Origin of the sequence: Psychromonas marina, assembly GCF_030161115.1 — a bacterium.
In the GTDB taxonomy this organism is placed as follows: Bacteria; Pseudomonadota; Gammaproteobacteria; order Enterobacterales; family Psychromonadaceae; genus Psychromonas; species Psychromonas marina.
In genome coordinates, this window is the sequence record NZ_BSPQ01000021.1 from 23,569 (window position 1) to 45,441 (window position 21,873).

General features: G+C 37.2%; 26 protein-coding genes and 1 riboswitch. Of the genes, 16 read left to right on the top strand and 10 right to left on the bottom strand.

All coding sequences use genetic code 11. The features are described from left to right. Positions 1-4 precede the first annotated feature (4 nt). The 3 genes from QQK09_RS17350 (at position 5) to QQK09_RS17360 (ending at position 2,118) form a co-directional block, all read left to right on the top strand. A complete protein-coding gene (locus QQK09_RS17350) occupies positions 5-559 on the top strand; it encodes a hypothetical protein (protein WP_284205438.1) in 555 nt (184 codons plus the stop codon). 144 nt (positions 560-703) lie between these two features. Then, a complete protein-coding gene (miaE, locus tag QQK09_RS17355; RefSeq protein WP_284205439.1) occupies positions 704-1,462 on the top strand; it encodes a tRNA isopentenyl-2-thiomethyl-A-37 hydroxylase MiaE in 759 nt (252 codons plus the stop codon). 26 nt (positions 1,463-1,488) lie between these two features. Continuing rightward, positions 1,489-2,118, top strand: a complete 630-nt coding sequence (locus tag QQK09_RS17360) for a sulfotransferase (protein WP_284205441.1) — start codon at positions 1,489-1,491, stop codon at positions 2,116-2,118. A gap of 166 nt (positions 2,119-2,284) precedes the next feature. Here QQK09_RS17360 and QQK09_RS17365 read toward each other — a convergent pair whose 3' ends face one another. Both QQK09_RS17365 and QQK09_RS17370 read right to left on the bottom strand, forming a co-directional pair. Then, positions 2,285-2,827 (bottom strand): hypothetical protein, encoded by a 543-nt coding sequence (locus tag QQK09_RS17365; RefSeq protein ID WP_284205442.1) that lies wholly within the window; start codon positions 2,825-2,827, stop codon positions 2,285-2,287. Positions 2,828-3,377: 550 nt separating this feature from the next. Further along, positions 3,378-4,223 (bottom strand): DUF4405 domain-containing protein, encoded by an 846-nt coding sequence (locus QQK09_RS17370; RefSeq protein WP_284205443.1) that lies wholly within the window; start codon positions 4,221-4,223, stop codon positions 3,378-3,380. Between the two features lie 493 nt (positions 4,224-4,716). Between QQK09_RS17370 and cspE the strand changes: the two genes are divergently transcribed. Next, a complete protein-coding gene (gene cspE, locus QQK09_RS17375) occupies positions 4,717-4,923 on the top strand; it encodes a transcription antiterminator/RNA stability regulator CspE (RefSeq protein ID WP_284205444.1) in 207 nt (68 codons plus the stop codon). Between the two features lie 179 nt (positions 4,924-5,102). Here cspE and QQK09_RS17380 read toward each other — a convergent pair whose 3' ends face one another. The 4 genes from QQK09_RS17380 to QQK09_RS17395 all read right to left on the bottom strand — a co-directional run bounded on the left by QQK09_RS17380 (position 5,103) and on the right by QQK09_RS17395 (position 8,499). Then, a complete protein-coding gene (locus tag QQK09_RS17380) occupies positions 5,103-5,732 on the bottom strand; it encodes a glutathione S-transferase family protein (protein WP_284205445.1) in 630 nt (209 codons plus the stop codon). Between the two features lie 83 nt (positions 5,733-5,815). After that, positions 5,816-6,496 (bottom strand): type 1 glutamine amidotransferase domain-containing protein, encoded by a 681-nt coding sequence (locus QQK09_RS17385; RefSeq protein WP_284205446.1) that lies wholly within the window; start codon positions 6,494-6,496, stop codon positions 5,816-5,818. A 57-nt stretch (positions 6,497-6,553) separates the two neighbouring features. Next, positions 6,554-7,597, bottom strand: a complete 1,044-nt coding sequence (locus tag QQK09_RS17390; protein WP_284205447.1) for an NADP-dependent oxidoreductase — start codon at positions 7,595-7,597, stop codon at positions 6,554-6,556. Between the two features lie 296 nt (positions 7,598-7,893). Further along, positions 7,894-8,499 carry a TetR/AcrR family transcriptional regulator gene (locus QQK09_RS17395; protein WP_431312608.1) on the bottom strand — a complete coding sequence of 202 codons (606 nt, stop codon included), beginning with the start codon at positions 8,497-8,499 and terminating at the stop codon, positions 7,894-7,896. Positions 8,500-8,664: 165 nt separating this feature from the next. Then, positions 8,665-8,762: riboswitch (TPP riboswitch) on the top strand. A 92-nt stretch (positions 8,763-8,854) separates the two neighbouring features. Between QQK09_RS17395 and thiD the strand changes: the two genes are divergently transcribed. The 6 genes from thiD (at position 8,855) to QQK09_RS17425 (ending at position 14,112) form a co-directional block, all read left to right on the top strand. After that, positions 8,855-9,700, top strand: coding sequence for a bifunctional hydroxymethylpyrimidine kinase/phosphomethylpyrimidine kinase (gene thiD / locus QQK09_RS17400; RefSeq protein WP_284205449.1), 846 nt, complete (start codon positions 8,855-8,857; stop codon positions 9,698-9,700). 2 nt (positions 9,701-9,702) lie between these two features. Then, a complete protein-coding gene (locus QQK09_RS17405) occupies positions 9,703-10,458 on the top strand; it encodes an ABC transporter ATP-binding protein (protein WP_284205450.1) in 756 nt (251 codons plus the stop codon). Between the two features lie 67 nt (positions 10,459-10,525). Further along, the gene (locus QQK09_RS17410; RefSeq protein ID WP_284205529.1) at positions 10,526-11,266 is read left to right on the top strand and encodes an ABC transporter permease; all 741 of its coding nucleotides are present in this window, start codon (positions 10,526-10,528) and stop codon (positions 11,264-11,266) included. A gap of 41 nt (positions 11,267-11,307) precedes the next feature. Further along, positions 11,308-12,255: an ABC transporter substrate-binding protein gene (locus tag QQK09_RS17415; RefSeq protein WP_284205451.1), complete on the top strand. Its 948-nt coding sequence runs from the start codon at positions 11,308-11,310 to the stop codon at positions 12,253-12,255. A 22-nt stretch (positions 12,256-12,277) separates the two neighbouring features. Further along, entirely contained in the window at positions 12,278-12,946 is a 669-nt protein-coding gene (gene tenA / locus QQK09_RS17420) for a thiaminase II (protein WP_284205452.1), read from the top strand. 263 nt (positions 12,947-13,209) lie between these two features. Beyond that, entirely contained in the window at positions 13,210-14,112 is a 903-nt protein-coding gene (locus tag QQK09_RS17425; protein ID WP_284205453.1) for a LysR family transcriptional regulator, read from the top strand. 74 nt (positions 14,113-14,186) lie between these two features. On the opposite strand, the gene QQK09_RS17430 is transcribed toward QQK09_RS17425, so the two are convergent. Together QQK09_RS17430 and ubiU are read right to left on the bottom strand one after the other, a co-directional pair. Next, entirely contained in the window at positions 14,187-15,068 is an 882-nt protein-coding gene (locus QQK09_RS17430) for a U32 family peptidase (RefSeq protein WP_284205454.1), read from the bottom strand. A gap of 28 nt (positions 15,069-15,096) precedes the next feature. Then, positions 15,097-16,092 (bottom strand): ubiquinone anaerobic biosynthesis protein UbiU, encoded by a 996-nt coding sequence (gene ubiU, locus QQK09_RS17435; protein ID WP_284205455.1) that lies wholly within the window; start codon positions 16,090-16,092, stop codon positions 15,097-15,099. Between the two features lie 121 nt (positions 16,093-16,213). Between ubiU and ubiT the strand changes: the two genes are divergently transcribed. The 4 genes from ubiT (at position 16,214) to QQK09_RS17450 (ending at position 18,497) form a co-directional block, all read left to right on the top strand. Continuing rightward, entirely contained in the window at positions 16,214-16,735 is a 522-nt protein-coding gene (gene ubiT, locus QQK09_RS17440; RefSeq protein WP_284205456.1) for a ubiquinone anaerobic biosynthesis accessory factor UbiT, read from the top strand. A gap of 224 nt (positions 16,736-16,959) precedes the next feature. Next, complete coding sequence (locus tag QQK09_RS19420; RefSeq protein WP_431312609.1) at positions 16,960-17,187, top strand: DUF1294 domain-containing protein; 228 nt, start codon at positions 16,960-16,962, stop codon at positions 17,185-17,187. A gap of 26 nt (positions 17,188-17,213) precedes the next feature. After that, positions 17,214-17,837, top strand: coding sequence for a glutathione S-transferase family protein (locus QQK09_RS17445; protein ID WP_284205457.1), 624 nt, complete (start codon positions 17,214-17,216; stop codon positions 17,835-17,837). After that, positions 17,838-18,497, top strand: coding sequence for a hypothetical protein (locus tag QQK09_RS17450; RefSeq protein WP_284205458.1), 660 nt, complete (start codon positions 17,838-17,840; stop codon positions 18,495-18,497). Here the strand turns inward: QQK09_RS17450 and QQK09_RS17455 are convergent. Beyond that, entirely contained in the window at positions 18,486-19,361 is an 876-nt protein-coding gene (locus tag QQK09_RS17455) for a tetratricopeptide repeat protein (RefSeq protein WP_284205459.1), read from the bottom strand. The genes QQK09_RS17450 and QQK09_RS17455 overlap by 12 nt on opposite strands. A 175-nt stretch (positions 19,362-19,536) precedes the next feature. Between QQK09_RS17455 and dapA the strand changes: the two genes are divergently transcribed. After that, the gene (gene dapA, locus QQK09_RS17460; RefSeq protein ID WP_284205460.1) at positions 19,537-20,418 is read left to right on the top strand and encodes a 4-hydroxy-tetrahydrodipicolinate synthase; all 882 of its coding nucleotides are present in this window, start codon (positions 19,537-19,539) and stop codon (positions 20,416-20,418) included. Further along, complete coding sequence (gene bamC, locus QQK09_RS17465; protein ID WP_284205461.1) at positions 20,415-21,533, top strand: NlpB/DapX family lipoprotein; 1,119 nt, start codon at positions 20,415-20,417, stop codon at positions 21,531-21,533. Before dapA ends, bamC begins: the two co-directional genes overlap by 4 nt. 36 nt (positions 21,534-21,569) lie before the next feature. Here the strand turns inward: bamC and QQK09_RS17470 are convergent, their stop codons facing one another. Continuing rightward, positions 21,570-21,758 (bottom strand): DUF2897 family protein, encoded by a 189-nt coding sequence (locus tag QQK09_RS17470; RefSeq protein ID WP_284205462.1) that lies wholly within the window; start codon positions 21,756-21,758, stop codon positions 21,570-21,572. Positions 21,759-21,873 lie beyond the last annotated feature (115 nt).

Consider the following 21,873-nt stretch of genomic DNA (forward strand, 5'->3'; position numbering starts at 1 on the left):
TTCAATGAGCTCACCGTTACAAGAACAACAAGCAACTATTTTACAACAGTTAGATATTACGCATTATATCGATCAAAACGCACCAGAAGCTGCGGAAAAGCGCCAAGCTAAATATCAGATTGGTAAAGCATGCAATAAAGTAAGAGAAATTTTGTGTAGTGATGAAGCTTTTCTTGATTGGGTATGGGCAAATATAATTGATGAGTGCTCAACTGATATCGAAGAAGTGACACCGAATACCTTAATTGCTTGGCGTAAATTGCCTAAATTTGGCACCTTAGCACAATGTGAAATAGTTGGTTTTACGCACGTTGCTAAATTATTGCTTCCTAAAAATGAAGCGCTTAAAGCACAAGTGTTAGATATTATTGCTAAAAATGATTCAGAAACCGCTAAGAAATTAATTCAAACGTTACTGCTTAAACCTGTCGTTGATTTCACACCAATCGTTGCTGATAGTAAGCAGCTCGCAGCGACTGTAGAAAACGTTAATAAGTTATCTAAAGATGCGCTTGTTGCGTTAGTAAAAGCGATGCATCAGCAGATGAATAAAGCATAAGCAGCTATGTGTTCTGAACCGATACTCGCATGTTCAGATCAGGCCAAGGAATGGCTAACCTTCTACTCCTAACATTTCAATATGTTAGCGTGCTAATTATGATAATGTTGGTATTTTAAAGTTTACTTTTGAGATGTGATTAACGTGCCTTATACAGAACTATTATCCCCAATAAAATCTTTCCTGCATTGTGAAACTCCTGACAGTTGGGTTGAAAAAGCAATTCAACCAGAAAATTTTTCAATGTTGTTATTAGACCATTTAGTGTGCGAATTAAAAGCGTCGCAGTCGGCGATGTACCTTATCCGTAAATACGCGGTTGATAAACAGAGTGGTGATGCGTTATTAGCGTGGTTACAACCTTTTGAATTATTTGTTTATAAAAGAAAAGGGCAGTGGCGTGACCTTGCGGCTAAAAACAAATTAACTAAATCGGTTATTCCAAAGTCTCATTCTCCCTATGGACAGGATCTGATTGATAAAATGATTCTATTGATCAAAGAGGAGCTTCACCATTTCTATCAAGTGCTAGAGATGATGGATCACTATGATGTGGCATACCAAAGTATTACACCGTCACGTTACGCTAAAGGTATGTTTAAACATGTCACAACCCATGAGCCAGACACCTTAATTGATAAGCTTATTTGTGGCGCGTACATCGAAGCTCGCTCTTGTGAACGATTCGCAAAATTAGCCCCACACGTAGATAAACATTTGGGTGATTTTTATGTCTCTCTATTACGCTCAGAAGCGCGTCATTATCAAGACTACTTAGCGTTAGCACAATCGATTTCTGCAGTTGATATTAGCGATAAAGTTGCCCATTTTGGCAAAGTAGAGGCACAATTAATTTTGATGCCTGATGACGACTTTAAATTTCATAGTGGTGTGCCACTGTAACGCTATTAAGTAGATTAGAAACCATTATGACTAAGATTTTTATTATTGGCTTGCCCCGTACTGGCACGACTAGTATTAGTGTCGCGTTATTAGAGCAGGGCTTTAAGGTTGCACATACCGCATTTACAAAACAAGCATTTGAATTGGCTGATGCCATCTCAGACTCCCCCTGTTTTTCAGACTATCAACAGTTAGATTTGCTATTTCCTGAGTCAAAATTTGTTTATTTAAAACGAGATTTGTGTAAATGGCTCCCATCCATAAAACGTTTACTCTACAAAATGGGCCCGCATTTAATGCCTAAAACGGGACATTTTAACCCAGTATTAAAACGAAGTTTTGAGCAAATATTTGATCTCAATAATGAACTGTTGTTATCAGATGCACATCTGTCGCATTGTTACTTAAAACATGAACAGCAAGTTGAGTCCTATTTTCAAGGTCGAGATGATCTCTTGTCGATTGATATAAGCCATGTCGGAAGTTTAACTGCGTTATTGAAGTTTTTAGATCATGAATGTGATAGTGCACAACAGTTCCCGCATCTTAATAAAGGCACTCAGGTCGCTAACTGGAAAGAGTATAAACATGCCAATAAAATAAATAGTTTAAGCGCGGGAAGAGACCATCGAAAATTTTTCGATTATCACTATTAAGTTCTAATGTCCCTTTATTGAATGGCGGTTCTAAAACTAGCTGTATTTGTTACGAGTTAGTTTTAGAGCCTTATATTTGCTTTTGATCTTTAGTTATCTTCTGTATCTAAATAGGTACCTTAGGGACTAATTCTAAAACGGGTCTACACGCTTAAGCTAATAGCGTTTACTTCTCTGCATTCAATGTTAAATATTTATCTGTTATTGCACCGTGGTTTGCGCCTGTTGTTAGTAATTCAGAAGTAAACGCTGCAACTTCTTCATCTGAAAGGTTTTTAAATATATTTCGTAGTTTACTGTATTGGCGGTCATAAGCTGATTGTGCTTTTATTTGACCTTTAACGGAAGCACTGACCTTTTTTACTTGTGCTAACAGTGATTGATATTGTTCAATGGGCAACTTTTTATTCTTTTTTAAGTCATTTGCTAACACTTCAACTGCAGAGCGAAGCTGCTGGTGGGCTGTTTGTTGTGCTGACTCATGAGAATTGAGCTTAGTGATTAAACAATAGTGTTTGCCATTTTTTCCATCTGCATGCTCACGTAAGTCGACTTTGACCACACCATTATGTACTAATTTATTGAGTTGTTTACTTATGTTGGATTGGGTTAATCCTGAAAATTGAGCTAATGAACTTTGATTATGCCAGTAATGGCCTAACTCAGTAGGGGTGTGTAATACATCTTGTAGTAATTGATACGCATTCATTATTAACAGCTCTCACGATGGAATGTTGGAATAATTATTACAGTAATATGGAAGTTGTTCTGTGACATTATTCATATAAAGTTATTTACTTTATTAATTACATCATTATGTACTGACTCACCTTTGATAGTGATCGTTGCTGTTTCAGTTGCTCGTTTAATAATTGATAAAAAAATTGAGTCAGTTATATTTTTCCTGTTAAATTATCTTTGTAAAATTTCACACGGTTGTATCGTCAACTTTAAATGCGTTTATCCCTGAAAGTGGGCACTGCTATTAATCAATAATAGCAAGCGGATGGCTTAATTTTCTACGTGTTTTAAGTTTTAAAACATAAATGTTAGCCACAACAATCATTACAAACACTCATATTTATAGCGCTTAAGGCGGAATAGTGGAATATATATTCGTTGCTTCTCTTAAGTATTTCTTGGTTAATACAATACATGTTGTTGGGAGGTCTTAGGATGAATTCAAGTCTATCGTTCAGTTTGTTTCAGCGGTAAAGCAGTGAGCATCATCATTGCTCACCGCATATTTATTTCTGTTTTTATAAAGTTTGGTTGTGGATTTCCCTTATTTGATCAAATAGATCATGGGCACTCATATCTTGATCTTCGGCAATCTCTTTTATCTTAGTGGACTCATCCAGTTTAATACCTTTAGCTTTAAGTACGGCGATTATTTTTTGGCTATCCGCATTATACTGTTCTTTAAGATCCACTAGTGTTAATCGACCCACACCTGATAAATCTTCAGGTATTTTTAACATAGCGTTTGAATTACTTACAGGAAATTTAGGATCAGGCGTGAGTGGAAATAGTAATTGTTGTGGTGACACATTATTTTGAGTGGCAATCTGTTTGATTTGTAATTCACTGCTTTCTACTGAATACCCTGCAGCTTTTATTTTCTTAATAGTTTCTTCCAGATTAAGGCCCATCTTTTTACAATATGAGTTGAGTGTTGACTGCTCAGCATGACCGTAGGGTGGTTCTCCGTAAGTGAGGGCTGTTGATTCTTTAAAAGCTTCACTTAACGAAAGCATGCTGGAAAATGGAGGAATCTTCATATAGGTTCCCACAACACAAGCGATGGTGATTAACAGTGCGATATTAAAATCAATAGTGAAAATTTTGAATTTTCTATCACGGGTTTTAAGGTAAGTTTTTATCGCTTTGAAATTCAGGTACAGATGGAAGCTCAGTGCAAGCAGAAACACAATACCAGTATTGATATGAATATCAGCCCATTGTTCTTTAGAAAGCTCACCTAGTGTCCAATTTGCCCAATATGCGACACGTCCTTGTGGCGCAATATATAAGACGATGCTGCTAAACAACATAATAAAAAACGTTAAAAATGCAGTTAGTGCGGTAATACGACGTGATTTCATTTAATACCCCTATTAACCTTTATTAACTTAGGGTTTATTGTTACATAGTTTTAGCTTAATAAATATGCTCTGTTACGACTAAAAATGTGCACTAAATCAATTCGTTTTGTGTAAAGATTGTACTTAGTTCTCGTTTTTACATTTAACTATTTTTCACCATATAACTTAATCACTTTATTTATTACTTGTTCCATTTTTCTTGAACCGCAATGAGGCTGTAGCTTTAGTGGGGATTAACATTTTTTATGCCATAAAAAGACGGGTAATGTTACTGAGATATTAATCATTGCTGAGGAGTTTGTATTTTAAACACGGCTTGACTTTCACTGCCGAATCTATAAAGTGCACGTCAGCAAAAACAAAGGATTTGTTTATATTCTTTATCTGCCTACTTTTATTATTAAGGTAATATGATTAAGTTTATAATTTGAGTTTGTTTTAAGCTATTGAGGCCTATGTAAGGCAATCAACATTAAAATTTCAGGATAATATTATGTCTAAAGTTCAAGGTACAGTTAAGTGGTTCAACGAAGCTAAAGGTTTTGGTTTCATCGAGCAAGAAAATGGTCCAGACGTATTTGCTCACTTCAGTGCAATTTCAAGCGAAGGTTTCAAAACTCTTGCTGAAGGCCAAAAAGTTGAATTTACTGTAAGCCAAGGTCAAAAAGGCCCGAACGCAGAAAACATCGTAGCGCTTTAATTCGTTATGTTGTTTTAGCTCATTAATGAGCTAAATAGATATTTAAAAAAATGGTAAACCTTTATGGGTTCACCATTTTTTTTGCTTTTCAAAAATGATAAAGATGTTTTTTTAGACATAAATAGCTCATAGATGATCTTAATACGATTCGTAAATCAATATTTATCCTCTAATTGAGATTAACTATATTGTTGCTCAATGATTTCAGCTTTAAAAAACGCAGGGTGAGTAGCCAGTTGAGTGGCATAACGCTCAATATTTTTATATTTTGATAATTGGCCATTATTCGTGACTATTTCAACAATAAACGACATCATGATGTCTGCGCCTGTTAACGAATCTCCCACTAAATAACGTTTATTTTCAAGTGACTGGTCGAAGTAACTAATAACGTTATCAATCTCAGTATTTGCATATTGGCTGACAAAATTAGTTTCGCAGCCGTCTTTATCAATAAACATCTTTAATAACAGCGGTAACATTGCAGAACTTTCGGCAAAGTGTAACCACTGTAAATATGCTACGTATTCATTGCTTTCAGGATCTGGTGCTAAACCTGTTGCATTAACAGTTTGCCCATATTTATCAATTAAATATTCAGTGATCGCACCAGACTCACTAATAATCAAATCATTGTCTTGTATAACAGGAGATTTGCCTAAAGGGTGAATATTTTTTAACTCAGGTGGTGCTAAAAAAGTGGCGGCATCTCTTTGATATGGGACTATTTGATAATCTAGTCCGAGTTCTTCAAGTAACCAAATTATGCGCTTAGATCGAGATTTATTAAGATGGTGAAGCTTTATCATAAATTTCCTTATTTACTAAAATCGCTATCTAATAGGCATTAGATAGCGATTAATTTACTTGCTGATTGTGCTACTGAGGGAGCTTATTTGTTTAATTGTACCAACATTGCACTAGCAACCGCTTCAGAAGAAGCAGGGTTTTGCCCAGTAATTAAGTTGCCATCAACTTCGATGTAACTTACCCAATCATCACCTTTATGATACAGGCCGCCATTAGCACTTAAATTATCTTCTACTAAAAAAGGTACAACAGAAGTAAGTTGTACTGCCTCTTCTTCACTATTACTAAAGCCAGTAACGCGTTTTCCGCTAACTAATGATGAACCATCTGTGTTAGTTGTATGACGCAAAGCAGCGACTGCATGGCAAACAAGACCAACAGGTTTACCGGCATTGTATTGGCTTTCAATAATTGATTTTGATTTAGCATCTTCACTTAAATCCCATAATGGACCATGTCCACCCGGGTAAAATACGGCGTCATAATCATCACTGTTAACCGTTTCCAATTTAACCGTTGTTGCAAGGTGTTGTTGCGCTTCTTTATCATCTGCAAAACGACGTGTTGCGTCTGTTTGAAAATCTTCTCCATCACTGGTTGGATCAAGAGGTGGCTGACCACCTTTCGGTGATGCTAATGTAATTTGTGCCCCTTGGTCCTTAAATACGTAATAAGGTGCAGCAAATTCTTCTAGCCAAAAACCCGTTTTCATTCCGGTTTCACCAAGTTGGTCGTGTGATGTTAATACTAATAATATTTTCATGATCTATTCCCTGTAATCGATTTAATTAATGTTTGTTGTTTGTTTAAGTTGTTTGGGTTATTTACTGTTTTCTTCACCGACACGTACTACCAATTTACCGAAATTCTCACCTTTTAATAAACCGATAAACGCCTCTGGTGCCTTTTCTAACCCTTCGATGCGGTGCTCTTTATATTTAATCTGACCACTCAATAGCCATTCACTCATTTGAGTCATAAATTCATTATAGCGATGTCCGTAATCATCAAATACGATAAACCCTTGCATACGGATCCGCTTAACTAATAATTTACCCATTAATAGTGACAATCTGTCGGGTCCTTCAGGTAACTCGGTTGCGTTATATTGTGAAATTAAGCCACATAAAGGGATACGTGCACAGGTGTTAAGCAAAGGTAATACGGCGTCAAAAACAGCGCCACCGACATTTTCAAAGTAGACATCAATGCCGTTATCACAAACGTTTGCTAACTGTTGTGCAAAATCTGCTGCTTTATGATCGATGCAAGCATCAAAGCCTAACTCATCAACAACGTACTGACATTTTTCTGCTCCACCAGCAATACCAATGACTTTACAGCCTTTAATTTTGCCAATTTGCCCAACTAAACTGCCTACAGCGCCACTCGCTGCAGCAACGACTAATGTTTCACCTGCTTTTGGCTGACCAATATCAAGTAGCCCCATATAAGCGGTTAATCCAGGCATGCCTAATACACCTAATGCGTAAGATTTATTAGGCAGTTGATCGCTTAGTTTTATCAAACCTACACCATTAGAAATAACAAAATCTTGCCATCCACCAAAGGCCACAACCCAATCACCGACTTGGTAATCGTCATTATTTGATTGCTCAACAATACATACTGATCCAGCTACCATAACAGCATTGATAGCAACAGGATCTGCATAGGATTCAGCATCACTCATTCGACCACGCATATATGGGTCAAGTGACATGTACACCGTACGTAATAGCACTTCATCTTGTTGTGGAATAGGGCGCTCAACTTTATTTAATGAAAAATTAGCGGCTATCGGTGCACCAGTTGGTCTTGAAGCTAAAACGATTTGGCGGTTTATAGTAGATACTTGCGTCATATTAATTCCTATAATTAATCTATTAAGCAATGCAATGCTTAAATAGACCGGTCGACTAGTAAAATGTCCAATAAAAACCCCAGCATGCTATGTCGTAGGTTTATTACGCCTATGCCGGGATATTATACCGATTACATTAATTATGTGATCTAAATTTTGCGCAGGAAAAATAGCTTAATTCAAGGCGTAAGTTGACGCAAATGGTTGTTCCCTTTGCGAAACTTACAACGCAGAAGTAAGTTATTTTAACCAGTAAAATAGATCAGCTATTTACTGTAATTGGTATCAGCTATTTATTAATGTTCAATAATTGTAGCAGTTGATAAGAGACGTCTAGTTTGAATTAGCGTCTGTTGTAAAATTGTTTGATCACGATGTAATTTACTTAATAAACTCGCGCCTAACCACATGCTATAGAGTGTATTCGCAGTTTCAGTTGGGTTTTGTTGATAGATAGAATTATCTTTAATACCCGCTTTGATACATGCTTCTATATGTTTAATGACCTGCTCAGAGCCATTTCGCAGTGCAAGGCGCATCGCATCAGAAAGATCGGCCACCTCTGCACTTAATTTTACGACTAGGCATCTGTTTTGATCACAACCATTATTGGTATCGCTAAGCCATAGTTGCCAATAACTCATTAGTTGCTCAAGTGCAGTTTGGGTTGGATCAAAAGCGAAAAGGGTCGCTAATCGTTTAAGATAGCTGTCAAAATAATCTTCAATAATCGCTTCACCAAAAAGTTCTTTTGATTTGAAGTAATGGTAAAAAGAACCCTTGGGTACATCAGCGGTTTTTAATATTTCAGCTAAGCCTACACGGGTAAAGCCCTGCGCAGAGAAGAGCTGGTAACCGGTGCTTATGATGTGTTGTCTTGTTGAGTTTTGTTCTGTTTTCATCAGCATACAATACAAGCTAATAGACCAGTCGTCTAGTGGTATTTTAATTAACATAAAATTTGTACATAAGATTCACTTTGTGGATAAGAACATATTTTATATTTGCCTTATTTTTCAAATTCATACTATTTAATATTCTTTCATGATGCATCAATGCTATTATGTCGAAATTAGTCGGGGAACCAGTAGGTTGAGATCGCAATAGCGAACCCGTTGAACCTGATTCAGTTAATACTGACGTAGGGAACTAATGGTCCGCTTGAGATACGCTTTATGAGGTAACTATTCATAAATCCGCGTACATGGTTTCATACTCTGTCGGCTATTTTTCCTGATCGTTGGTTAGGAAAAGAGTATGACTTCGTTAAACATTGCTAAAACCTTATCTTCTGTAACCCCAATCGTGTTAACTATTGCAGGCTCCGACAGCGGCGGTGGCGCAGGTATCCAAGCCGATATTAAAGCGATTTCTGCAACTGGCGGATATGCATGCTCTGTCATCACTGCACTAACCGCACAAAACACTCAAGGTGTGAGCGGTATTTATCCCATTAGTAGTGAGTTTGTTGAGCAACAGCTGGATGCTGTTTTTTCTGATTTAAATATTGTCGCAGTGAAAATCGGTATGTTGAGTGATGTCGATATTATCAATTCAGTGGCTAAAAAAATCAGACAATATTCACCACAATCTATCGTGGTTGATCCTGTCATGGTGACGCGTAATGGAGATCTACTATTACAAGCTTCTGCTATTGAAAGTCTTAAGTCTCAATTATTTCCCCTTGCTGATGTGATCACGCCAAACCTTCCGGAAGCTGCTGCATTACTTAATGTAGCAATACCCCAAAATGAAGCGCAAATGATGACTATTGTTGATCAGTTACGCTTGCTCGGTGCAAAGTCAGTATTACTTAAAGGTGGATTTTTAAAGGAGGATATCAACAGCACAGACTTACTGATTTTATCGGATGATGTGCAACGTTTATCAACACCGCGCATTAAAACCCGTAATACGCATGGCACGGGCTGTAGTTTATCGTCGGCGATCGCTTCCTATTTAGCACAGGGTCATCAATTAACTGACGCAGTAAGATTAGCTAAACACTATATTACCCAAGCACTTAATTATGCTGATGTGATGACTATTGGACAAGGACACGGTCCCGTTAATCACTTTTTCTCATTAAATAGAGAAAATTAAGGATGCCAAAGCAAAAAGTCGGCATCTCCATTTGCAATGCCTCGCTACAATACCAAGACAGCAACCAAGCTATTATTGAACACTTTAATCTGCGTATGCCATTAGGGAAATGGACGGCGATATTGGGTAAAAGCGGCTGTGGTAAAACTTCACTATTACGTTATTTAGCCGGGTTATTAAACGAAAATGTGTTGTGGTCTGGTGATATAACATTGCATGGTATAGAAACGTTGCAGGACAATATCGCTTACATGGCCCAGCAAGACCTATTGATGCCCTGGTTAAATGTGATTGATAATGTTTGTTTTGCGTTTAAATTTTCTGATCGCCGCTTATCAGATACAGATAATAAACGCGCATTTCAGTTGATCGACTTAGTGGGGTTAGGTGGACAAGCGCTAACTATGCCAGCGCAACTATCGGGAGGAATGCGTCAACGTGTAGCACTGGCTAGAACACTCATGCAAGATAAACCCGTTGTATTAATGGATGAGCCTTTTTCTGCATTAGATGCGGTCACTCGTCATCGTTTACAGGGACTCGCCGCACAGGTATTGGCTGATAAAACAGTATTACTGATAACCCATGATCCACAAGAAGCACTCAGACTCAGCGATGCGCTATATATCATGCAGGGCTCTCCCGCAGGTGCTATTTCACTGACCTTACCCAATACAGCTATTCCACGCGTGTTTGATGCGCAGCTTGCAAAGCTTCAGCAACAAATCATAGATAGCTTAGAGGTTGATTATGTCTAAATTAATCTCTGAAAATAAAACTTTATCTAAGCAAATTAACTTTATTCCTAAGGCCATCCCTCAAAGTATGAAATCGCTTTTACGAATATTTATAAGCGCAGTAACGCTAATTGTTTTATGGCAGTCAATTGTACTCTTCTTTGCATTACCAAGTTTCATTCTACCCAGTCCAGCTGCGGTATTTAATAAGCTACTTGAACGCTACGATATCCTTTTTTATCACTCATGGATAACTGCTCAAGAGATCATTCTAGGTTTAGTGTTAGGGCTTTCAATGGGCTTATTATTTGCGTTGCAAATGCTGTTGTTTGACCCATTAAGACGATGGCTTTTACCCATTTTAATTGCTAGTCAAGCAATCCCCGTTTTTGCGATTGCACCTATTTTAATGCTTTGGTTAGGTTATGGCATCGCTTCGAAAGTAGTCATGGCGGCGCTAATTATTTTCTTTCCTGTGACGACATGTTGCTACGACGGATTACGTAATACACCGAGTGGTTATCTCGACTTAGCGAAAACCATGGGTGCATCAAAATGGCAACTGTTAAAACATGTGCGCTTACCTGCTGCATTGCCCGCACTTGCGTCTGGTATTCGTGTCGCAGTTGTTGTTGCGCCGATTGGTGCAGTCGTCGGGGAATGGGTGGGCTCTTCCGAAGGACTTGGTTATTTAATGTTACAAGCAAATGCACGCATGATGATTGATGAAATGTTTGCAGCATTATTTATTCTCGCCGCATTATCAGTCAGCCTATATTTTTTAGCAGATCTGTTAATCAACAAACTTATACCGTGGCAACACGACTAATAAACCATAAAACTAACCCTAAATTACAAAAGGATTTAAAAATGAAAAACAGATTCATCAAAGGTGCAATAGCGCTACTGATATCGAGTTACTCGCTGATGGCTAGTGCACAAGATAAAGCGATGACATTAATGCTTGATTGGTTTGTAAACCCGAATCATGGGCCAATTATAATTGCTGAACAAAAAGGATATTTCAAAGAGCAGGGGTTAAACATCAAGATTCAAGAGCCTGCAGACCCAAGCATGCCAGCAAAATTGGTTGCTGCTAATAATGTTGATTTAGCTATTTCATACCAAACAAGCTTAACCATCGATGTCGCAGCTGGTTTGCCATTGATTCGCTCAGCAACGTTGATTGCGACACCACTTAATACCTTAATGGTGTTGGACGATGGTAAAATTGATAGCTTGGCTGATTTGAAAGGTAAAACCATTGGTATCGCCATTGCAGGTAACGAAGAAGCAACCGTCGGTACGATGTTAAACAGTGTTGGCGTTGATTTTTCTGAGGTGAAAATTATCAATATAGGTTGGGCGTTATCATCATCATTAGCCTCGGGTAAAGTGGATGCGATATGGGGTGGGTTACGTAATTTTGAAACGAATCAATTAGCATTAGAGGGGTATAAAGCAAAATCGTTCTTCCCAGAAGAGCACGGCGTACCCTCGTATGATGAATTGGTTTTTGTCGCTAACGCCAATACATACGATGCTGATACATTAAAGAAATTTAATCGTGCTATCGAAAAAGCGACACAATTTATTGTTAACCACCCACAGGCATCTTGGGACACTTTTGTTGCTTACAAGCCCGATACATTAAACAACGAATTAAACAAACGCGCTTGGCGTGACACACTAACACGTTTTGCATTGCGTCCTGCTGCGGTTGATTTACAGCGTTACGATCGTTTTTCTGCATTTATGTTCGAGCACAAGATCATTAAAACACAACCTAAAGCGAAAGATTTCGTTCCTGTTTTATAACATTATTTGTTTAGAGAAAAATATGAATCATCAAGATTTAATTCAAGCATGTCAACATGATTGGAATGACTATACAGAGCATAGTTTTGTTCAACAATTAGCACTTGGCGAGTTAGCGCATTCGTCGTTTTTACATTATCTGAAACAAGATTTTTTATTTTTGAAGCAATATACTCGTGCCTATGCGTTGGCGATATATAAAGCGCGTAGTTTAGCTGAAATGCGCATGGCGCTGCCTAGCGTGCAAGCTTTATTAGAATCAGAAATTGCGCATCATGTTAACTATTGTGGTGAGTGGGGGATTTCTGAAATTGAGATGGAGGCTGAGCCTGAAGCTGTAGGTACTGTTGCTTATACTCGATTTGTTTTAGACACCGGTATGTCTGGAGATGTTATTGATTTGTATGCAGCATTAGCGCCTTGTTCAATTGGGTATGCCGTCATTGGTGCACAGTTGTCAGCAGCTAAGTCGACTAAATTCGTAAATAACCCTTATGCTAACTGGATTAATATGTACGCCGGAGAAGAGTTTCAGCTAGGCGTTGAAAAAAGTATTAAAAATTTAGATACATTACTGGAAGATATTGAGCTTAGTAGTCAACGTGGACAACGTTTGTGTCAAATATTCAAGACGGCAACCCGTATGGAAGTTGCGTTTTGGCAGCAAGGGTTAGATCAAACTAAAAATTAATTAACATTAAATAACTGTTCGACTTAGAAACTTATAGAGTAAAAAGAGTGCATATAATGCGCTCTTTTTTATTGGTAAGCAGTACACACTTTCTGTCAGTAATTTTTAACAACAGGAACGAGTAGCTTAACGAACAGTTAATAATTTGTGCACAGATTATTATGTTTTGAGATTGATAAAAAAGCGTCAATGCTATCACTATATGTGATGACTTTATGGTGTTGAGTTATACTCGTGCTAGTCAATTTTGATTCGGAGTAACAATGTACAGTTTAGAGCAGCTAAAAATATTTGTAGCGGTATGTGAAACAGGCTCTTTCTCTGCTGCGGCGCGTAAACTTAAACGTGCACAATCTGGAGTAAGTCAATCTATTGCTAATTTGGAAATTAGTATCAACCAAGAATTATTTGATCGTAGCCTCAATAAACCCACCTTAACGGTTGAAGGGATAGCGTTACTGCCCCTTGCACAATCTATTTTAAATCAAACAGTCAATTTTGAACAAAAAATTGAATCGTTAGATAAACAGCACGAACATTCCTTAGTATTCGCAATCGAAGAAAGTTTTATAGATAATTCATTATTAATTGCACTCAGCCAGTTAGCGGATGAGTTTCCGAGCACAATCATCGAAATCGTCGCAACTTCGACATTTGATGTTGAGCGAATGGTCAGTGAGGGTAAAGCACAAATCGGGATTATATATGCAGATGGAAAAATGCAAAATACCATGGATTTTTTTAATCTCGGACACAACCGATTTGCAACCGTGGTATCACCTACACACCCATTAACATTGTTAGCAAGTGTTAAAGAGTCTGATTTACGCAGTCATCGACAAGTTGCAATGCGTTCTTCCGAAGGTAAACAGTTATGGTTTAGTTATGCAATTAGTACCAAAGTTTGGTACGCCAATAATCATAAAACAATTGCAGGCTTGGTTGAGCAAGGGGTAGGTTGGGCAATGATTCCTGAACAACTAGCGAATGATTATATCAATGCAGGACAATTAGTTTCGTTAAACCTTGAATTTGAACCCAATGGTTGGATAACAACGATCGATTGTATCACTTCTCGCAGTCATGCTGCTGGTCCTGTATTAAATGCTGCTTTAACAAAAATAAGGCAGCATATGCTCAATCCAAGTAAACGGATTTTGGTATAGCATTTCATAGCAAATGGTTATTTAATGAAGAGGCGCTTAATGTTCAATCACCTCTTAATTATGATAGGTAACGCTTAGTTATATTGTGTTTCTAACCCTGCAATTTGATGCCAGAAACCATTACACTCTTTACTTTCAAGTTTAATCGCAGCTATCTCTTTTGTTAGTGCATTACGATACTGACTTAAAATCGGAAATGCTTGTTCAGACGATGGACTAATACGAGCGATATCTACCAAACCTTGCATAGAGGGTAGGTCATTTATCAGGTTATAACAGTAACCCGATTGTGTTTGAATACCATTCAATACAAATACCTGTTGATCTTCTTGTGTGGTGGTTGCTCGCCCTTGAGGATATTTGATACAGCATAATTCACAGTCATCTTTTGCTTTATTTTCAGATCGAGCAGTAAAACAGCGTGCAGAATAGGCCAATGGCATAAATCCGTGGGAAAATACTTCTATTTCAAATTGAGAACGAATACCTAAATCTTCACAATCTGAAACAGTTTTAGCTAACCAGTCTCGAGATAGTTCAACCGGCATCACCCAGCGTTGCATTCCCTTGTTAACGAACATTTTTAACACCGATGCGTTGTAACAGTTTATTGCAGGTCCACAGACGAAGGGCACTTTTTGTTCGCTTAGTAGTTGAATTGCGCCGACATCGTTGGCTTCCACACTTAACTCGCCATTATCACAAAGTTGTCTGAGGATCTTCAACTCAGATGGCGCTTCAAGCAATGCCATACTCGATAAGACGATCTCTTTACCTTGGCCGTTTAATTCTTTGGCTAAGTTAATCCAATCTCTGGTTTTTAATTCGCGACGTTTGCTACAAACGGTTTCGCCTAAATAGATAACATCTGCTTCACTGCTTAATGCTTGCTGATAAAAATCTTCCACATTTTGTTTTGGCCAATAGTATAAAAGTGGGCCTAATGATAATTTCATATTGCATCCTATAAATGACTGGTGGCGTTTATTGCCATTCACGATGATAAGCGCCTAACGTGGTTTGACTGCCTTCTGAGACATTCGCTAACACCGCGTTCCATTCGTCTTTAACATTGTATTGTTCTGGGTTCGCTTTGTAGCTATCGATAGCTGCACGCCATACCTTAGTAATTTGTTCTACATAAGCAGGGCTTCGTTGACGACCTTCAATTTTGACAGAACAAATATTAGCTTTCATCAGTTCTGGCACCATTGACAGTGTGTTCAAACTGGTTGGCTCTTCAAGGGCATGATAAAGATGGTTATCAACGTTAAATTTACCTTTACACAGGGTCGGGTAACCCGCTTTTTCATCTTTTTTATAGCGGTCAATCAGAATGTCATTGAGGCGAGACTCTAAACCTTGGTCGGTTTCACTATAACGTACAAATTTGGCAGGAGAACATGCGCCTACAGTATTTGGCGATTCACCTGTAAAATAAGATGACAAGTAACACCTTCCTTCGGCCATGATACACAAGCTACCAAAAGCAAAAACTTCAAGTGGCATATCGGTATTACGTGCTAACTGCTTAACCTGATGAATTGATAAAACACGTGGTAAAACAACACGTTTTACGTTGAAGTTTTGTTTGTAGAAATCAATTGCAGCGGTATTGGTTGCAGAAGCTTGAACACTTAAGTGTAATTCCAACTCAGGGTATTTATTAGCTGCATAATCTAATGTCGCAATATCAGCAATGATCGCTGCATTTGCGCCTAGATCGACACACTTATCCACCGCATTTTGCCAACGTTTTTCACCACCTGGATGAGCGAATGTATTAATCGCAACATGCAGATGTTTGTTATGATCTCGTACATATTGCGCGCCTTTTGCTAATTTTTTATCATTAAAATTTAATCCGGCAAAATGACGTGCATTGGTATCATCCTTAAGGCCGATATAAACGGCATCAGCACCACAATCGATTGCGGTTTTTAAAGCAGGTAAGCTACCTGCAGGGCAAAGAAGTTCCATAATTGTTCCAATGCGTATAAAAGATCATAATTGTAAAAAGATCAGCAAAACATTTATTGATATAGGGCAGGGTTGTAGTAATCTATTGCCTTTATACTTCTATTTTTTTCAGAGAAATCTTATGTTTAAACCATTATTGAAAAATTTTCATCATCAGCTGGTTAAAACAGCACCAAATGTTTTAGCACTACCAACGAGCTTTATGCCGTTTTTTATTCAGAAAAAATTATTATCTGAATTTTTACCTCGATTGTTTAAAGAAGCGATTGAAGATGGTGATCTAGAATTTTTAGAAGATAAATGGTTAAAAGTAGAAGTGACTGATCTCAAACTAACTTGGTTTTTAAGTTTCGCTGATGACAAGTTGGTGATTGCAGAAAAATCTGATCAAGTTGATGTTACATTTTCGGGTGATGTGAATGAGTTGATTCTAATTGCGGGACGTAAAGAAGATCCTGATACCCTGTTTTTCCAACGTCGTTTATCAATTCAAGGCGACACCGAACTTGGCTTGGAAGTGAAAAACTTACTCGATAATATCGATTTTGATAGTTTACCTGATCTTGCTCAACAAGGTATCCAACGATTTTCTACCTTTATACAACAGGGAATGAATGCACCACAAAATACGGTGTCTATATAATTACCAATAATAAATACTAAGGTTATAGTTACGTCATTGCTTTGACTCTGTTGATTTTTTTCAGACACAATTAACAGAGGCATTCACTTCTAAGTAAAAAATTAACTACAGAGTGAAAGATGCTCAGAATTTCTCTTATAATTTTTACCCTATTGTTTTTGTCACAACTTCACATCAATCAGCAAATTTCACTCAACCTCTGCTATTACTACCTTATTATCAATATGGTCACTTTATTTGTTTATATCTTTGATAAGTCGGCAGCTATAAAGGGACATTGGCGCATTAAAGAGCTACATTTACATCTTTTATCACTCTTTGGTGGTTGGTGTGGCGCATTAATTGCGCAACAATTCATTCGTCATAAATCGATAAAAAAGCCATTTTTAATGGTGTTTAGTTGTACCATGCTAATGAATGTAATAGTGTTAATAACGTTTATCAATAGATAGTTAGGCTACCTCTAAAGGAGTTAGAGATGAAAGTATATGCGGATATAAAGTCAGGTAATTGTTATAAAGTTGCATTGATATGCTCATTATTAGAAATATCACATCAATGGGTTCATGTAGATATCTTAAAAGCTGAAACACAAGCAACGTCTTTTTTAGCTAAAAATAGTAATGGTAAAATTCCCTTATTAGAAACAGAAAATGGTCAATATTTAGCTGAATCTAACGCTATTTTAAATTATTTAGCAGACGATACAGCACTTTTACCAACTGACCCGATGCAACGCGCTTTAGTATTACAATGGCAATTTTTTGAGCAATATAGTCATGAGCCTTTTATTGCTGTTGCTCGTTTCATTAATCTTTATCTGGGGCTACCTGAATCTCGTGCTCAGGAATACCAAGATTTACAAGTTGGCGGCCATAAAGCGTTGCGTGTGATGGAGGATCAACTTAGTCAATCAGACTATTTAGTGGGGTCCTCAATCACTATCGCTGATATCTCATTATATGCTTATACACATGTTGCCTTTGAAGGTGGGTTTAATTTGTCCTCTTACCCAGGTATTTTATCCTGGTTGTCACGTATACGACAACTCCCTGGCTATAAATCAATGGATGACTTTAATCTAAATAAAGAGAATGGTTAGATGCAAGTTAAGCAGGTAGATATTACTTTTTTACATACCGATCAAGTGCATGTGAATACTTTTACTGAGTTACTTAACAAGTATGACGAATCTGTAACCGTTGCACATATTGTTAAACCACAACTACTCGACGATGCAATACAAAATGGTATCACGACAAGAGTGACCGAACACGTGGTTGATATCTTACAGCAAGCAGATAAACACAGTAAATTAGTGGTGTGTAGTTGTTCGACACTGGGCAGTATTGCAGAAAGTACACTATTAGAAAGTGGCCAATATGCCCTACGTATTGATAGGGCAATGGCAAATATCGCCGTTAATGAGGGGCCGCGGATATTAGTCTTAGCAGCGTTAAAAAGTACTTTACCTGCTACGACACGATTAATGAACAAATCACAACTGATACAAAAAAGTAAAAATAGGATCGACTATTTTGTTATTGAAAATAGTTGGCAATACTTTTTAAATTCGCAATATAGTCTGTATTATCAAGCTATAGCTGAGGTTATTAAGCGTAAACAAATCGACTACGACTGTGTGGTTTTAGCGCAAGCATCGATGGCAGGTGTTTGTGAATTAATGATACAAAAAAGGCCACTTATAATAAGCAGCCCAGAGATAGGTGTGAAAGATTTATTACAGCGACTAATACAGTAAGCTATACAATTTACGTCGATATTCACTCACTAATTTAGGATCATCAATCGTTGCTAAAATATCAAGTAATGTTTTTTTAGCTTCACCCTCTTCATAGTTCATATCCGCAAGTAGAATATTATAAAGTAATGCTAATGCTTCACTGTTTCTGTTTGCTTGGTTATATTGTAAGGCTAGTTGATATTCAATCTGAGTTTTCTCAACACAGTCATTAGGTGTGTTTTCAAGAGATTGTTCTAACGCTGTAATCTCAGGTGTTTGAGAAGATTGTTTCGCTAATTCCAATTGCGACATCAAACTATGGTAGATCATGTTTTGAGCTGCCATAGGAATCTTTTCTAAAATCGGTGTCGCTCTTTCAAAATCGCCCAACGCTAAATAGATTTGCGCCAGTGCAAGTTTGATATCGTTGTAGTTTACATTATCGGCAGCACAACTTTGTAATGCTTGTAAGATAATTGTTTTCGCATTTTCTATTTCGCCTTGAGCAAAAAGTGTTTGCCCTTGTTGTAATAAAAGCAGCGATTGATCCGGTGTATGCTTTTTAATGAAGGTACGAATAAACTCTTCTGTTTGCTCTCCAGCAAAACCATCTGCACCTTGCCCATCAATAAACATAAACACACTTGGGACACTTTGCACACCAAAGTGGTTTACAATTTGCTGTTCAACATCACAGTTAATACGAGCAATAACAAACGCTTGATCATCTTCGGCATGAATTTTATCTAGTAGGGGTAATAACTCACAACAGACGGGACACTGTTGTGACCAAAAAACAACCAACACAGGTTTCTCTTTAGAGCCTTCTAATATAATTTGTGGGAAAGTAGAAACGCTAACATCATGATTATTAACTGACATGCAAACCTCAATAAAGTAAAAATAGTTCAATTGAGGCTAGATTATCTTCTTATTCGTTGAACGCAAGCAACAATGTGTAAATTTTATCGTTACAGGCTCGATCTATGTGCTTTATTGCTTGTTTTTAGTTGCGCGCAAAAGTAACATTAAGTGATTATAAATAGGAGATTTTAATATGTTAACAGGTAGTATTGTCGCACTCGTGACTCCAATGGATAAAACTGGCGAAATAGATTTTAAGTCACTTGAAGCGTTAGTTGAATTCCATATCAAGTCTGGCACTTCTGCTATTGTTGCAGTTGGCACAACGGGGGAGTCTGCAACACTTAATGTTGATGATCACGTCAAAGTAGCATTAAAAACGGTTGAATATGCAGCGGGCAGAATCCCTGTTATTGCCGGTAATGGAGCAAACTCGACGTCTGAAGCGATTACTTTTAGTAAATTATTTGCTAATAGTGGCATTGCAGCAGGACTTAATGTGACACCATATTATAATAAGCCAACGCAAGAAGGTTTATATCAGCATTTTAAAGCGATCGCTGAATCTTCAGATTTACCACAAATATTATATAATGTACCAGGTCGTACAGCTGTGGATATGCTACCTGAAACCGTTGCACGCTTAGCCGAAATTAAAAATATCATCGGTATCAAAGAAGCAACAGGTGACCTTAATCGACTTACCGAAATTAAAGCATTAGTAGCTGATGATTTCTTACTCTTCAGTGGCGATGATGAAACTGGTTGTGAATTTATGCTACAAGGTGGTGATGGCGTTATTTCTGTTACTAATAATGTTGCGCCTGCTGAAATGGCAAAAATGTGTCGCTTAGCACTTGATGGAAATCGTGACGAAGCACAAATAATAAACCAACAATTAATGCCTGTTCATAAAAACTTATTCGTTGAGTCTAACCCAATCCCGGTTAAATGGGCATGTGCTGAACTTGGTTTAATTCCAACTGCTGGTTGCCGTTTACCATTGACAATTTTAGCGCCAAAGTTTCATAATATTGTGCGCGAAGCCCTAACAGAAGCAAAACTATTTTCATGAATATAAATTTTAAACATTACCGCAGTGCAACCGCAATTATTGTTGCTTTATCACTTTCTGCTTGTGTACGTTTCGATACGCGCATGCAAGCAAATGGCTCATTTGATTATCAAAAATCAGAGTTAATTACGCCGTACCAAACAGGTGATTTTAGTAATGATGAGATGCGTAATAATTTTGACCTGCCCCCGTTATCCGATGGCCAAATAGCCGTTGGATTCCACGGCGAAGATGTTGACATACGTCCTCCAACACAATTTATGGCGATCATTGATGGTGTTTTATTAGAGTCGACGCCAGATGATAAAATTAAAGTTTTGTTTAATTCGTTTAACCAAGACGAAGATATGCAAAACAAAGTTTGGTTTCTCATTAACTCTTATTTATCAGAGAATAATGTAGAAGTGGTTGAAAAAGATGACACGCATATTCAAACCGGCATATTTGTTGATACGACAACCTACGGTAGTTTTGTTAATAAAAACACGGTTGAAAAAAAGTCTAGCTATAACTTAACGGTACAAAAAGAACAAAATGGACATACCGTTGCAGTTACTGTTGATGCATTAACTTATGCAGAAAAGAATGAGTCCGCCGACTTAAAGATTAATTTAGTAGGTAGTACGAAACAGGAAATTGAACTTCGTTTTGTAAATAATTTATTAAGACATGCCTATTTCGTAAAAGCATCTGAACAACTTGCTTCTGCTAATACGCAGCCATTAACAATAAAACTGGGCTTTGATGATAACCATCAAAGTGCTTGGATTGTTGAAGATGAATTTATTGAAACTTGGCGTAAATTACCTGCTTTATTTACCTTACTTAACTTTGAGTTAGTTGATGCAGATAAAAATCTCGGTTACTTTCTGTTAAATTACAGCAAACCAAGTGACAGTTACTGGGACGAAAATGATTTACAACCTTTTGAACTGGATAATGGTGAATATTTTGTTCAGCTTGGTGAAGTGACGGGTGGAACTACATCAATTGTTTGGTTAGATGAAGATAAAAAACCTTTAACTGATCAAAAGGTATCGGAAATTTATATCAGTATTACCGAACATGTTCGTGGTGCTTTGTTAGAAAATGATAAACAAACCAAAGAGTTTTAATCGCTTAATCTGAAAATAAAAATAAAAGCCAACCGATTAATCATCCGTTGGCTTTTTTGTTTCTTGTTTTTTTTTAGCTAATGCTTCAGCTTGCTTTTTTTCTTCAATAGATTTTAAAACACTATCTGGTAATTTCATTTTTGCACTGTGTTTTAACAAAAGAATATTGCTAACAATAATCCCTAGAACAAATGCAATAACTAAAAATAACATCCAGCCGTTCATAAATATTTCCTTTGTTTTTTAAATTTGAAATTTATTTTTAACTCATTAATTTTTAATAAAGTTATTTCTTAATAAGAGGGGGCCTTTTTATAAAAGTGTTTCTTACATTTCTATT